The organism is Bacteroidota bacterium (assembly GCA_016715945.1).
Lineage (GTDB): Bacteria > Bacteroidota > Bacteroidia > Bacteroidales > F082 > JALNZU01.
Genome location: JADJXJ010000001.1, coordinates 1,416,473 through 1,431,904 on the forward strand (window position 1 = coordinate 1,416,473; position 15,432 = coordinate 1,431,904).

Consider the following 15,432-nt stretch of genomic DNA (forward strand, 5'->3'; position numbering starts at 1 on the left):
CAAAAGGAGCTCCGCCAACCTTTGTTCCAGACGAGTGGCTGAAGTGGTCCGTATAAGTCTCCTGGCTGGCATTTAAAACCCAATAATAAATTCGGTGAGGTTCTGGTCGGGGCGGAGGTTGAGTTTTTTGCGCAGGCGATACCGCTTTTCTTCCACTCCACGCACCGAGATATTCAGCAGAGGTGCGATCTCTTTCGAAGAGAGGTTCATTCGCAGATAGGCGCAAAGCCTGAAATCGCTGGCAGTGAGCTCAGGATAAGCTTCCTTGAGTCGTCTGAAAAAGTTTTCGTGGGCCTGATCGAACAGGTGCTCAAACATTTCCCAGTCATGCTCACTGTTGAGTCCGCTTTCGATGAGCTTGTTAATCCGGGTGTGAAATTTATCCGGATAGCGCGGACCCAGTTGTGCTTTCTGGTTAGCCAGCTCCTCACGGATGTCGATAAGCAATTCGTTTTTCCGGATCATGGCCATGGTGTTTTTGGCCAGCTCCATGGTCTTGCTCACCACCTCCGATTGCAGCCTCTCGTTGCTCAGCCTGATGAGCTCTGCCTCGGCCTGCTCGTTGCGTGCCTTGATGCGCTCGTTTTCTTCCCTCAACTCTTTCTCTCTCATTTTCAGCTGCCTGCGGCGGTGGTTGGCCATGAGCAACATCACAAATGCCAGGGTAAGCAGGGCATAAATCAAATACGCATACCAGCTCAGATACCAGGGCGGTCGGATGCGGAAATGTATGACGGTTTCGCCGCTGTAAAAACCGGACTCATCGTGCGTGCGCACCCTGAGGGTATAATTTCCGTAGGGTAAACGCGAATACTCCGCAATGGTATTTGCCGACCATTGGTGCCAATCGGAGTCAATCCCCCCGAGCATCCACTGATACATTCTGGCCGGCTCCACGTCACCACTTACAGCAAACCTGAACATGGCCGTATTGTAGCTGAAAGGCAGATACATGCGCGAACCGCCCTTGCGGGTGTCAAAGGTCCTCGCCGCGCTTTTTGAGTTGAGGAAATCGGCCTGCACCTGAACCACAGGCGAAATAGCTGTATTGCGCTGTGGAAGCCTCAGCAAGGCAAAACCATCCTCGAGGCAAAAGAGGTATGATTGCGGACCGAGCGTTACAATCTGCTCGTATCCTTTAACCATTTTTAGATTAAACTGCTGAAATATAAGACGATACAGTATTTTTGCCTGGCCGAGCCTCAACTCGTACAGTGCAGCCTCATCGGGCAGCAGCAACCAGTAGCGATGGTCGCCCGCCGGGACAACCTTCGTGGCAACGGCAAATTTGCCCAGCTGTTTATTGAGGTCCGCCATAGGCACAAATACCGAACGTAACGCATCCCATTGCAGAAATCCCTCTGGCCCGGGCACAACAATCCTGCCATCGACCCCGAACACCTGATTTTGCACCTGAGGCACACCAAACTGCTCGTCAACAAGCTGATAATCTGCAATGCTGTCGAGGCCGGGAGAAGGTACGGCAAGGTAGAGTCCCCACACGGCGTGTCCCAGAAAAAGACGTCCGAGCTGATCAGCCTCCATAAAGCGCACCGGAGCAGTCCAGCCTTCAAGCAGCCGGGCAGCGCGCCATACACCGTCCTGCCGGGCGTATTCCACAAGTTCGTTGTAGGTGGACTGCAGCATGTGTTCCTTGCCGGAGATAAAGAGCCGGCGCAGGTCGTATCCCCCATTTACAGCACTCACCTGCAGCAACTTACGACCATCAAAAGCATAGGTTCCGTCGTTGAGGCCGCAATACAGCAAGCCGTCAATTTCTTTCAGAAACCACACCTGGCCCTGGCTTCCCTCCAAAAAACCGGTGCGTTTCAGCAGACCGTCGGAGCCGGGTTCGTAGATGTAAATCCCCTGATTGGTGCCAATGTACAGCTTGCCTTTGTACATGGCTGCCGCATACACACTGCCGGTTTCGTGGTCCCTTTCGCGATACACCTCCACCGGCGCCCGCAACCAGATGTAATCAATGCCTTTGTCGAGGCCAGCCCATAGGTTGCCCGAAGCATCCGGCTCCAGCGACAGTATCGTGTTGTTTTGCAATCCGTTGCCAGTGTGAATATGATGCCTGAGCTTTCCACCGGCATCAACAATCACCACTCCTTTTAATATGGTGCCAAATGCAAAGTCCTCGCCCAAGCGCGCACCATTGTTCAGATTGTAGCGGCTGAGCAGTTCGTCAGCCTCGGTCGTCCAGGCCTGGATACGATTGTTGCTGTCGAGCAGAAAAAGGCCATCCGTACTGGTGCCGATTACAAGTTGTCCATCACCGTAGGGGAGTATTGTCTTCACCTCAGTTTGGGCAAAGCGTTCCGTACCGGGGATCAAAGCAAGGGTATCTCCTCGTATTTCGTAGATGCCGCCCCTGATGCGCTGCACCAGCAGTCGGCCCCCGGCATTCATCAAAAAAAGCACAGGCCCCGGGAGGTGAAGCCGGTGGATAGTTTGACCATCGTAAACAAAGATATTACCGAAGCTCTGGAAATATATCTTCCCGCCAAATGGCACAATCCGCCAGATCTCCTCATTTCTGAATGCATCCTTTCCAACAAGATGTTCCAGTGGCTGATAGTTCCATGTGCGCCGTTCCGATTCTGTCCAATACCCGAACGCTTCGAACGAACCGGTGTAAACCCTGCCGCCCGCAACCGCCACCGAGCGCAGGATTGTCTTTCCGGGATAGACATGCAGTTGAGGTCCCGAACCGTCTATCACCAGCAAGCCGTCGTTGTTGGCCACAAACTTCCGGCCCGCACTGTCGGTGGCCACCGACCAGTTCTGGTTGCCACCCCTGTAATCCGCGGCACCATAGTGTACCACCACATAACGGTGCTGCCCGGCAGCTGCCAACCAACTGACCCATAAGCCAATGATAATAAAAAACGCCAATCTTCCGGGCATGCTCAATTTGAGTTTGCTGCTATCTGACGAAGCAATCGTTTGTAAATATAACCAATATGTGATTGATGGCAATTGACACCACCTGCAGAAAATGCCCTTTGCCGGTAGGTAGGATCATGCAGCCTCAAAGCTTCATGCTCAGGTTGATACGATTCCGTTCGAGGTCGACCGACAGCACCCTGACCCTGACTTTCTGGTTGATTTTGACCACCTGGTTCGGATCGCGCACATAGCGGTCGGCCATCTGGCTCACATGCACCAGTCCGTCCTGGTGTACGCCTATGTCCACAAAAGCGCCGAAGGCAGTGATATTGGTCACAATACCATTGAGTTCCATCCCGGGCTGCACATCCTGTATGGTCCGCACGTCTTTCGAAAACTCAAATTCTTCAAACTGCATGCGGGGGTCGCGGCCGGGCTTTTCAAGTTCGGCAAGTATGTCTGTAAGCGTCTCCACACCTGCCTTATCATCCACGAAATCAGATATATTGATAATCTGCCGGAGATCTTTCCGGCCGATCATCTCTTTCAGCTCCATACCCACAGCCTCGGCCATGCGCTCCACGATGTGGTAACTTTCGGGATGCACCGCACTGGCATCGAGCGGGTGATCGCCATTGCGGATACGCAGGAAACCAGCGCATTGCTCAAATGCCTTCGGCCCAAGCCTCGGAACCTGTTGCAACTGCTGCCTGTTGCTGAATGGTCCGTTTTCATTTCGGTAACGGACGATGTTAGCTGCCAGTTGCGGGCCAATGCCACTCACATACGAAAGCAGTTGTTCGCTGGCTGTGTTCAGCTCAACCCCAACTGCGTTCACACAAAGTTCTACGGTTTGATTGAGGCTTTCGGCCAGCGCCTTCTGATCCACATCGTGCTGATACTGACCTACGCCTATCGATTTGGGGTCAATCTTTACCAGTTCGGCCAGCGGATCCATCAGCCGTCGCCCGATGCTCACCGCACCGCGCACCGTGACGTCGTAGTCCGGAAATTCCTCCCGGGCAACCTTCGAAGCTGAGTACACCGAGGCGCCACTTTCGTTCACCATTACAGCCATCACATCCCTGTCGAAGCGGATGTGACGGATAAACATCTCTGTTTCGCGTCCGGCCGTGCCGTTGCCCACCGCAACCACCTCCACCTTGTAGGCATTCACCAGCGAGCGCAGTTTCTTCTCAGCTTCTTTTACTTCGTGGTTCGGCGGGTGAGGATATATCGTGTCGTTGTGCAGCAACTGACCTTGCTCGTTGAGGATGACAATCTTGCAACCTGTCCGGAAACCCGGGTCGATGGCCAGCACCCGTTTCTGACCCAACGGAGGCATCAGCAGCAATTGCCTCAGATTTTCGGCAAACACCCGAATGGCCACCTCATCGGCTTTTTGCTTAAAGTGTTCGCGCATTTCGGTTTCCATGGAAGGAGCAATGAGGCGTTTAAAACTGTCGGACACTGCCTTTTCAACCTGTTGGGAGGCTTCGCCCCGACCCCTGACATACATACGGTTGATCATTTCAATGGTGCGGTCGTTGTCCACCTCGACCGAAACCTTCAGGAAACCTTCCGCTTCGCCGCGCAGGATGGCCAAAAGCCGGTGCGAGGGGGCTTTGGCCAAAGGTTCTTTCCAATCGTAATAGGTGAGGTAGGTGCGTCCTTCGGCTTCTTTGCCCTGAACCACCTTGCTTATCAGCATGGCATGCCTCAGGTAGATTCCTCTCACCCGCTCGCGCACCAGCCTGTCCTCGCTCACCCGCTCAGCAATAATATCGCGCGCACCGGCCAGCGCCTCGGCCTCGTCGGCCACACCTTTGGAAGCATTCACATACCGCCTGGCTTCATCGGCCGATGGCCTGAAGCCCTGCTTCAGAATAAAGTCGGCAAGAGGCTCCAGACCCTTTTCCCGGGCTATGCCAGCACGTGTCCGGCGCTTGGGTTTGTAAGGCAGATAAAGGTCTTCGAGCTCCTGCATGCTGCCGGCCTTTTCGATAAGTGTCCGCAGCTCATCGGTCATTTTGCCCTGTTCTTCAATGGATTGCATCACAGTCTGCCGCCTTTTGTCCAGTGCAACCAACTGCAACCAGCGCCGCTGAACCTGTGCAATCAGCTCCTCGTTCATCGAGCCGGTGAGTTCTTTGCGGTAACGCGCCACAAAAGGAATGGTCGCCCCATCGGCCAGCAGACTCAACGTATTTCGCACATGCTGATATTCCAACCCCATCTCGCCCGCGATCAGCCGGGCATATGCCGTCAACACCTCCATATACTGGTTTTTAACACGAAAATACAAGAAACCGGCCAACCGGCCGCCATTACAGGCGCTGTTTGTATGAGCTTCGTGTGCACAATGCGCTTTCAAGCCGAAAAGACCATAACTTCGCCAGCAGATTCAACCCCAATCACTTCATGAAAACTTATCTCAGGAAAATAGCATCGAAAATCATCCCCGCCAGTCTGGCGATTTACCTGTTGTTCCAGATTCCATCGGCCACAGCACAACCTACTGTTTCCGGCAAGTGGCACGATGAGTCCGGCAAATTGCTCACCCTATGGATGTTGCGAGGCGATATGAGGTTGCCGGTCGACTCGGTACGCACCGGTGAAAACGGCAGTTTTAGCCTGAAACTCAAATGGAATGTGCCCGTAGGACTGTATGTGCTCGACGACGAACAAGGCCGCATGACCCGTATATTTCTGACAGGCAGGGATTTGCAGCTCACAAAAAACGGTGGATTACGTTTCACCGGCTCGCCCGACAACCAGGTGTGGCTCGAGTGGATGAAACTCAAAGAAAGCTTCGTCAGAAAACAGGATGCCCTCGAAGCACTCATTGAGGCATATCCCGAAGGGGAAGAGTTTAGAAAGACAGCCATCAAAGAGCTTGAACAGTTAAGAAAAAACTTTACAAATACGGCAACAAACCTCCAAAAACAGGCTGATGCTCCGATAGCTGCACGGTTCATACGTGGGGATATGCCGGCTATGCTGCCTACAGGCCTGAGCCCGGAACAAAAAGTGGAGGCATTGCGGGTTTATATGCTTCAATTGCTCAGTTTCAACGACACCTTGCTCATTCAGTCGGACATGCTTCCCGGACGGGTGCTCGACTACCTGAGCCTCTACCAGCGGCGGGGAATGCCACGTCACGAAGTGGAAGAAGCTTTTCTGGGCGCCATCGACAAACTGCTTAGAGCAGCCTCGGCCGAAAAAAAGATGTATTTCTTTTATCTCGAATACCTTTTTGAAGGCTTTCAGCGGCTGGGCTTCAACCAGATCACCGATTACCTGAGCACCCTGCCCCATTTCGACGCAGCAAGCGCCCAGGTGGAAGACCTCTTCGAAGTAGAACGTATCATCGGGCCTTATCATAATATTTTAAGCGGACGCACCGCACCCAACATCAGCGGTACCGACCTCCTCGGCCGTAAATTTGATATGTACCAAACCCAGGCACCACTGACCCTGGTGGTCTTCTGGTCCGAAACCTGCCCGCATTGCCTTCAACTGATCCCCGAACTTAAAGCGATTTCGAACGAGCGTCCTGAAATACAAATCGTTTCGATCATCCTTGGTCCTGACCAGGCCTCGCTTCGCGCCCTCATCGAGAGCAGCCATATCGGCCACTGGATTCACCTGACTGAGCCTGGCGGCTGGGAAAGTCCACTCGTTGACGCTTACCGGGTTTACGGCACACCTTCGATGTACCTGCTCGACAGCGAAAAACGCATCCTTGCCAGGCCAATCACTGCCCAGGAACTGCACGAAGCCTTGAACAACCACTAGGCACAGCAGTTTTTCGCTAAATTTGGCCACTAAAAAAAGAATGTCCTGCTCCTTACGTGCTGCCAGCTTTCTCCTGGGTTTCCTTTTTCTTCATTCCCTTTCACCAAAAGCACAGCCTGTCAATCCTGAGCTGCAAAAGCAGTGGGTCGATTCGGTGTATCAGAGCCTGAGCCTCGACGAACGTATTGCCCAGCTGATGATGCTGCGGGCAAACCAGCCCAACCAGCCTTACGACAGCCGTATTGATCAGTATATCAGGACTTACAACATTGGCGGTGTCGCCTTTTTCAAAAACAAGGCCGAAGACCAGCTCAGGCAAACCAACCGCTGGCAGCAAATGGCCAAAACACCTTTGCTCGTTGCCATTGATGCCGAATGGGGACTGGCCATGCGCCTCGACGGAACCCCTTCCTACCCTTTTCAGATGACGCTGGGTGCAGTGGACGATGAGGAGCTGGTTTTCCGGATGGGACTGCAGATTGCGGAACAACTCCGGCGCATGGGCATCCACATGAGCTTCGCGCCTGTGGCCGATGTGAACAACAACCCGGCCAATCCCGTCATCGGTGTGCGCAGCTTCGGCGAATCGCCTGAGCTCGTTGCCCGCAAAGCCCTGGCCTATGCCAATGGCCTCCAGCAAGGCGGAATCTTCACCACGGCCAAACACTTTCCCGGTCATGGCGACACACACAACGACTCGCACTACTCCCTGCCGGTCATCAACCACAGCCGCGATAGGCTCAACCAAACGGAACTTTACCCGTTCATACACCTCATTAATAATGGGGTGCAGGGCATCATGACTGCCCACCTGCACATCCCGGCGCTCGACAACACGCCCAACCTGCCCTCCTCGCTTAGCCCGAAAATTGTAACCGAACTGCTTCGTAAAGAACTGGGCTTCAATGGCCTCATCGTTACCGACGGATTGGATATGAAAGGCGTAACCTCGGTGCAACCTTCCGGCACCATCGAACTGATGGCCCTCGAAGCCGGCAACGATATCCTGCTCCTGCCCGAAAACCTTCCCCTTGCCATCAGCACCATACGCGAGGCAGTGTTGAGCGGACGCCTGCCCGAAAGCATCATCGAAGACCGGTGCAAAAGGGTGCTGAGCTATAAATACCTGTCCGGGCTACATTCGTGGCGCCCCGCTTTCACCGAGGGACTGCGCGCTGACCTTAACCAACAGGCATACAGCGAACTCATCACCCGACTATTCGGGAATGCGGCGACCTTGCTGCGCAATTCCGGGAATGTGCTGCCCCTGAATACAAAAGAGAAAAAAGTCGCATCCGTTGCGCTTGGGCAAACATCAGCCTCTGCTGTTGACCGGCACCTTCGTAACCACGGCCTGCAGCTTAGCTCATTCGCACTGGCAAAAAACAGCAGCGTGCAGGAACGCAACGCCTTGCTCGACAAGCTGAAAGATTTCGACCTGGTGATCATCCACATCCACAACACCAACATCCTGGCCAACAGGCAATTTGGCATCAGTCCCGAGATGATCTCCTTTGTTGGTCAGGCCGCCGCAAGATTTCCTGTCGTGCTCAATGTTTTTGCTTCGCCCTATTCCCTCGACCTGTTCGAACTAAACCAGAACATCAAAGCCATCACCATAGGATACCAGGACCGCGATGAGGCCCACAGGGTAGTTGCCGCTATCATGGCCGGAAAACAACAAGCCTCCGGAAAGTTGCCAGTCAGCCTGAAATCGGGTTTTGCTGCCGGCCATGGGTTATACCTCAGCCTGTCCGAACAGGTTCCGGTCAAAGAAAAACCCCTGCCCTCAGAACCCGTGGCCAAGGCTGCGCCAACGCTACCGGCCACATTTGCCGGACGTATCGACTCGGTGATCGAAGACGGCATCCGCCGCAGGGCCTTCCCAGGATGCCAGGTCGTGGCGCTGAAAGATGGTGAAATCATCTTTCGCAAGTCGTACGGCAAGCTCACCTACGAAGGCGACGAAATGGTGAACGACAGCACCCTGTACGACCTGGCCTCGCTGACCAAAATACTTGCCACCACCCTGGCCTTCATGAAACTTACCGAGGAAGGTCGCATCAGCCTTTCCGACACCCTGGGCACCCATTTTCCCTGGCTGCGCAAAACCGACAAGGCACCCATCAGCTGGATGGACATCCTCACCCACCAAAGCGGCTTCGACGGCTGGATACCCTTTTACACCCTAACCATCAGTCGCAACGGACCTGACAGCAATATTTACAGCAAGACCATGTCCGACGACTATCCATGGCATGTGGCCGACAGCATGTTCATGCACCGCGCGTGGCGCCATCGGATCTTCGACGAAATCGTGGCCAGCCGGCTGAAGTCGAAGGAATACCGCTATTCCGACATGGGACTCTACTTCGTGCCCGACCTCATCAGGCAGCTCGTCAACAGAGACATGGATGAATGGCTGGAGCAGACCTTTTACCGGCCAATGAACCTCAACACACTCACCTACAATCCCTTGCGAAAATTTGATCCATCCCGCATCGCACCTACAGAAAACGACAAAACCTTTCGCCGGCAGTTGCTCAGAGGTTTTGTGCACGACCAGGGAGCAGCCATGATGGGCGGGGTTTCGGGGCATGCCGGTTTGTTCGGTTCAGCTACCGACGTGGCCATGCTCATGCAGATGATGCTCGACAGCGGCTATTATCAGGGCGTGCAGTATTTGAAACCTGAAACAATTCACTATTTCAATCAGGCCCACTTTGCCCACCGTGGCAACCGCAGGGGGATAGGATTCGATAAACCACCGCTCGACAAAAAGAATGGCGCACGTACCATGGCCGATGCTGCCTCGGCCAAAAGCTTTGGCCATACCGGATTCACAGGCACCATGGCCTGGGCCGACCCCGAAAACCGCCTGGTGTTCGTCTTTCTTTCCAACCGTGTGTATCCCGATGCCGGCGACAACACCCTGGCCAGGCTGGGTATCCGCCCAAAGATCCACGAAATCCTCTATCAGGCCATCTCCACTCAAACCGCCAGCAACAACTGATATGCACACGCACAGCAGCCATACACCTCACGATCGCCAAAAGCGCAACCTGCTGCTCACCGTTGTGCTCAACATGGGCATTGCATTTGCCGAACTTGCCGGTGGACTCCTGTCGAACAGCCTGGCCCTTATTTCGGATGCCATCCATAACCTTGGCGACGGACTCGCGCTGCTAATTACTTACATTACGCTGATAATCAGCACTAAACCCGCAACCACACAGCGCACCTTCGGCTACAAGCGCATTCAGATCATGGCAGCGCTGTTCAATGCTGTTGCCCTGGTGCTCATCTGCCTGTTTCTGATTCGCGAAGCCTGGTACCGCTTTACACAACCCGAAGAAGTGAGAGGCATCAGCATGCTCGTGGTTGCTGTTGTGGGGCTGCTGGCCAACATGGCAGGCGTTTGGCTGCTTCGCGGTTTTCACAGGAAAAACCTCAACATCCGGGCAGCATACCTGCACCTGATCGGCGACACACTTTCAAGCATTGCCGTCATTGCAGGAAGCATACTGATCATCTTCAAGGGTTGGCACTGGGTTGACCCGTTGGTTACTTTCATCATTTCTGGCTATATCCTCAAAGAAACCTGGCAGGTGTTGGCCGAGTCGTTTGGCATCCTGATGCAGGATGCACCTAAAGATACCAAAGTCGAAGAAATCGCCGGAAGCATGATGCAAATCAAGGGAATAAAAAACATTCATCATATTCACCTCTGGCGGCTCACCGACAACGAAACGCATCTTGAGGCCCACCTGGAAATGGAAGAAGACCTGCCGCTGAGCAAAGTGCAGGTACATATGGACGAAGCTTCCGCCATGCTGGCTTCCCGTTTCGGTATATCCCACATCACCCTGCAACCCGAGCTTCGGCGCTGTGCCGACCACAACCTCATCGCCGGATACAATTGCAATCACAATAACCACAACATAAACAAATGAAAAAGAGCGTCTTACTTTGGATTATCGCATTTTTCCTGATGGCAGCCATGGCCGTCTGGCAGCGCTCCACCGGCCCCACCTATCCCGTGCGCGGCAGCATCGAACTCAAGGGCGAACGGATTAAGTACCGGCTCATACGCAGCCACAACACCGGACAGGATGCCATGGTCGAAATCAAAGTACCGGATGGCATTTATGCCAACTTCCGTTACAAGCGATACAAGAGTTTCGACGACTGGACCACCCTCGAGGTGCATCCCGATAATGGCCTGCTGCGCTTTGCCATTCCCGAGCAGCCTGCAGCCGGAAAAGTTGAATATCAGATCGCTCTGATGGCCGATGGCAAGGCCTATCCGCTGACCCCCGATCCGGTTATCATCCGTTTCAAAGGTCCGGTGCCAGGCTTTGTGCTCATTCCACATGTGTTCTTTATGTTCTTTGCCATGGTCTTTGGTATGCGTACGGGCCTGGAGGTGCTGGCCGGACAAAAAAACGCCGCCAGACTAAGCCTGTACACCTTACTGCTGTTCGCTGCGGGCGGATTAATCCTTGGTCCGATTGTGCAGAAATATGCCTTTGATGCCTATTGGACAGGTTGGCCATGGGGTACCGACCTCACCGACAACAAAACCGCAGTGTCTTTCCTCTTGTGGCTGGTGGCCTGGCTTGTGCTCCGCAAAAAACCTGAGAACAAAACCTGGCCCATTGCAGCTGCCATCGTGATGATTGCCATCTACCTCATCCCGCACAGCATGCTCGGCAGCGAAATAGACCACACCAAATCCGAACAAAATCAGGTTCAAACCGAGATCACACAATGACAATCATCATCATCCTGATCACTGTGGTGGTTTCGCTGGCGGCTTTCAGCAACGAAACCCTGTTCAACCGGCTGATGTTCAATGCCTGGCTGATCAACGAGCGCCGGCAATGGTGGCGTTTTGTCACATACGCCTTATTGCATTCCGGGTGGGTACACCTGTTTGTCAATATGTTCGTACTTTATTCCTTCGGCAGGGTGGCCGAGTCGGCTTTTCTGATGTGGTTTGGCAGCCCCAAAGGCTATCTCAACTACTTCCTGCTCTACCTGGGCGGCGTGCTTTTTGCCAATGTATTGGATTACGGCCGCCACAAAGACAATCCATATTATAATGCCGTTGGGGCGTCCGGAGCGGTGGCAGCTGTGCTCTTTTCGGCCATCCTGATTGTCCCCGGCTCCACCCTGATCATTTTTCCAATTCCTATCCCGTTGCCGGCCTGGCTTTTCGGCATCCTGTATCTGGTCTATTCGGTGTATATGGGACAGCGCGCAAGCGACAACATTGGTCACTATGCCCACTTTGCCGGAGCTATCTTCGGGCTTGTGTTTACCCTGATCCTTAGGCCTGAGGTACTCAACAACATCCTTGGAGTCTTTATGTAAAAAAACCGGGCGATCCCCGGTTCTTTTTAATTCAGCTGTGGGTCAACGGGAAACTTCCGCCAAAGGTCGTAGGCTGGTCCCATCCGTTGCAGAAAGTGTTGCCACATGCGCTCGGGTTTAATCTGAATGAGCGAGCGGGCTGTGGCATCCGACACCACCCACGAATTGCGCCGGAGCTCATCCTCCAGCTGCCCCGGACCCCAACCTGAGTAGCCCAGATAAAACCTCACCTGATTTTGACCAACCAACCCGAGGGTCATCATTTCCTTGATGGTGTCCAGGTCGCCGCCCCAGTACAATCCACGTAGCACCTCCACACTGTCGGGCACCTCATGGCCAAGCGTGTGCAAAAAATATACATTATCGGTCTGCACAGGCCCGCCATGCATCACCACAGATGGAAACTCCGGCAGGTCGCTCACAATATCATTCAGCATGAGGCCGGAGGGCTTGTTCATCACCAATCCGAACGAACCTTCGTCGGAATGTTCAATGAGCAAAACGACCGAACGGCCAAAATAAAATTCATCCAGTAAAGGCTCGGCAATGAGCACCCTTCCCCCTCTGGGTTTCAGGTCATTGCTCTTTATTTTGATCAGCTTTTGCATATGTCCAAATATAACAAAGTTATCGCACTTCGGTTGCATTTACCTACTTTTGCCGCATCAAAAAACGTACCAATACCACATGGCATCAGGGCGACAGGCCGAATACGAGCTTTTCAGGGGCCAGTACACTTTTTTTGAATACGAAAGCTATAACTACAGATGGGCGCCCGAAGGCCTGCACATAAGTTTCAGCTTCAACCTTGCCGGCAAGTATCAATTCTCCCCAGGTCTGATTTTCCATAAACACCATACATTCAGAGATTTAAGCACGGACCTGCTGGAAAACCTGGTGTTCAATCTGGGGATGATCGAACTGATCAGCTATTGGAAAGCAGCCTGCCCACCCAGGCTTATCGTGCGGCCCCACAGCCTGAGTAGGGAACAGATTGAATTCTGGAAATCAGTCTATTGGAATGGATTGGGGGAATTTTTTCATGTCAATGGCATAAGGCCCGATGAGGAAAACTTTGTCAGCATCGAAGCCGGACATGGCAAACCCACAAAACCGGCAAGCCACAGCACCTCCGAAATGAGGGTACTCGTTCCCATAGGGGGCGGCAAAGATTCGGCCGTGAGCCTCGAATTGCTCCGAAACACCGGCTTTGAGACCATCCCACTTATGCTCAATGCAAATCCTGCCATGACGCGCACCTTACAGGCTGCCGGCATTCCGCCCGAAAATGGCCTGCACATCTCCCGTAAGCTTGACCCGCAACTGCTCGAACTCAATGCGCAGGGTTTCCTGAACGGACACACCCCTTTTTCGGCCTTGCTCGCATTCGTAACTACCTGTGCTGCAGCTTTATCAGGAGCACGACACATTGCCCTCTCCAACGAATCGAGCGCCAACGAAGCTACCATACCCGGCACCCACATCAACCACCAATACAGCAAATCCTTACACTTCGAAACAGCTTTCCGGAAATATCTTCACACCTTCATCACACCCGATATCAACTATTTCAGCCTGCTTCGCCCGCTCAACGAACTGCAGATAGCATGGCTTTTCAGCAGGATGCCACACTACCACAGCGCTTTCAGGAGCTGCAATGTGGGAAGCAAAACCGATAGCTGGTGCGGCCAATGTCCCAAATGCCTGTTCACCGCAACCATTCTTGCCCCGTTTTTGCACCCCAACGAACTGACCCGCATTTTTGGCAAGGACATCCTTTCCGACCTTCAGCTGATGCCTGTGCTCGAATCGCTGGCCGGACTTACCGATGAAAAACCATTTGAGTGCGTGGGTACCACCAACGAAGTGCAGGCCGCCATTGATTACCTGATCAGAAGAAACCACAACCCAACAAACGATCTGCCCAAAGCACTCAAAAACAGATTCTTACCTCAGAAAGATCTGCATGCCCTTTTGGGCCAGTTCGACGAAAACCACCACCTGGAACCCGAGTTTGAATCCATCTTACGGAACTGTCTGAATGACTGAAACAATTATCCGCCGCCTCGAAAACCGCCACATCCTCATCCTCGGGTTCGGCCGCGAGGGAAGGTCAACCCTCAGCTTTCTCATTAATCAGCAAATCCCCTGCCAGGTTAGCATTGCCGACAGGCAAACACCTGATCCTGAAACACTTGAATACCTAAGAAACAAACAAATCAACTGCCATTTCGGGCCTGATTATCTGATGTTTGAGCAGGATTTCGACCTGGTGATCAAAACCCCAGGCATTCCCACAAGCCTGATTCCTCAGAAGCTGATACCAAAACTAAGTTCGCAAACCGATCTGTTCCTCGAGGCCTTCGGACCACAAACCATCGGCATCACCGGCACCAAGGGCAAAAGCACGACAAGCTCGCTGATTCATCACCTCCTCAAAACCAATGGCAAACCTGCACTGCTTACAGGAAACATCGGCATCCCCTGTTTCGATATTATTTCACATATCACACCTGGAACCCAGATAGTCTTCGAACTTTCGGCCCACCAGCTCGAGCATGTGCACAATTCACCTCATATCGGTCTGTTGCTCAACATATTTGCCGAGCACCTGGATCATTTTGGCAGTTTTGAAAACTACGCCCGGGCCAAACTGAATCTCCTGGCTTTCATGACTGGAGAGGATGTGGCTATATTACCTTCCGGACTGGAAAACCTTATCGGCCCACAATTCAGTGCACAAACCCACTTTTACGATAAGCTTGCGTTCGAACTTCCTGCACTTCGACTGAAAGGAGCACATTTTGGCGACCTGGCACGCGCTGCATTGCTGGCTGTGCAAGCTGTTGGAATGGAAATGGCGACTGCTTCGGGCGCACTCACAAGCTTTGCCCCCCTGCCCCACCGGCTCGAACCCATCGGACCGGTGGATGAGGTGCTTTTTGTTAACGACAGCATAGCCACCATACCCGAAGCTACTCAGGCCGCATTAAAGACATACACACCTGATTTCCTGATACTTGGCGGATTCGACAGGGGAATCGACTACCAATTGATAGCCGAAACCCTCAAGACGCACAAGGTCGGGCATGTGCTGGTGATGGGTGCCGCAGGCAGGCGCATGGGGCAGCTCATTCAACAGGCACTTCCGGATCAGCATCTGCATGAAGTCGAAAATCTCGACCAGGCATTCGAACTCATCGCATCGCTTGCCAGGCCCGGACAGCTTGTGCTGCTGTCGCCGGCTGCTGCCAGCTACGATCAGTTTAAAAACTTCGAGCACCGCGGGCAGCGATTCTGCGAACTGGCACGCCGGTTTAAAAGAAAAAACCCCGGAGGCTGAGCCTGCGGGGTTAGAAA

10 protein-coding genes are annotated in these 15,432 nt (G+C 53.4%); 7 read left to right on the forward strand and 3 right to left on the reverse strand.

The annotated features are described in order from the left end of the window. Positions 1-72: 72 nt before the first annotated feature. Positions 73-2,916, reverse strand: a complete 2,844-nt coding sequence (locus IPM52_05355; protein MBK9291034.1) for a hypothetical protein — start codon at positions 2,914-2,916, stop codon at positions 73-75. Positions 2,917-3,040: 124 nt separating this feature from the next. Beyond that, a complete protein-coding gene (locus tag IPM52_05360) occupies positions 3,041-5,176 on the reverse strand; it encodes an RNA-binding transcriptional accessory protein (GenBank protein MBK9291035.1) in 2,136 nt (711 codons plus the stop codon). Positions 5,177-5,319: 143 nt separating this feature from the next. On the opposite strand from IPM52_05360, the gene IPM52_05365 reads away from it, so the two are divergent. Genes IPM52_05365 through IPM52_05385 form a run of 5 tightly spaced genes read left to right on the forward strand, consistent with a single transcriptional unit; the run spans position 5,320 to position 12,072 of the window. Further along, positions 5,320-6,696, forward strand: a complete 1,377-nt coding sequence (locus tag IPM52_05365; protein MBK9291036.1) for a hypothetical protein — start codon at positions 5,320-5,322, stop codon at positions 6,694-6,696. A 40-nt stretch (positions 6,697-6,736) separates the two neighbouring features. After that, entirely contained in the window at positions 6,737-9,709 is a 2,973-nt protein-coding gene (locus IPM52_05370; protein ID MBK9291037.1) for a serine hydrolase, read from the forward strand. Between the two features lies 1 nt (position 9,710). Beyond that, on the forward strand, positions 9,711-10,649 hold the full coding sequence (locus tag IPM52_05375; protein MBK9291038.1) for a cation transporter: 939 nt from the start codon (positions 9,711-9,713) through the stop codon (positions 10,647-10,649). Further along, the gene (locus tag IPM52_05380) at positions 10,646-11,470 is read left to right on the forward strand and encodes a hypothetical protein (GenBank protein ID MBK9291039.1); all 825 of its coding nucleotides are present in this window, start codon (positions 10,646-10,648) and stop codon (positions 11,468-11,470) included. The genes IPM52_05375 and IPM52_05380 overlap by 4 nt, the downstream gene beginning before the upstream one ends. Next, positions 11,467-12,072 carry a rhomboid family intramembrane serine protease gene (locus IPM52_05385; GenBank protein MBK9291040.1) on the forward strand — a complete coding sequence of 202 codons (606 nt, stop codon included), beginning with the start codon at positions 11,467-11,469 and terminating at the stop codon, positions 12,070-12,072. The genes IPM52_05380 and IPM52_05385 overlap by 4 nt, the downstream gene beginning before the upstream one ends. A 26-nt stretch (positions 12,073-12,098) precedes the next feature. Here IPM52_05385 and IPM52_05390 read toward each other — a convergent pair whose 3' ends face one another. Further along, positions 12,099-12,680, reverse strand: a complete 582-nt coding sequence (locus IPM52_05390; GenBank protein ID MBK9291041.1) for a YqgE/AlgH family protein — start codon at positions 12,678-12,680, stop codon at positions 12,099-12,101. 79 nt (positions 12,681-12,759) lie between these two features. On the opposite strand from IPM52_05390, the gene IPM52_05395 reads away from it, so the two are divergent. After that, complete coding sequence (locus IPM52_05395) at positions 12,760-14,121, forward strand: hypothetical protein (protein ID MBK9291042.1); 1,362 nt, start codon at positions 12,760-12,762, stop codon at positions 14,119-14,121. Continuing rightward, the gene (gene murD / locus IPM52_05400) at positions 14,114-15,415 is read left to right on the forward strand and encodes a UDP-N-acetylmuramoyl-L-alanine--D-glutamate ligase (GenBank protein MBK9291043.1); all 1,302 of its coding nucleotides are present in this window, start codon (positions 14,114-14,116) and stop codon (positions 15,413-15,415) included. Before IPM52_05395 ends, murD begins: the two co-directional genes overlap by 8 nt. Positions 15,416-15,432 lie beyond the last annotated feature (17 nt).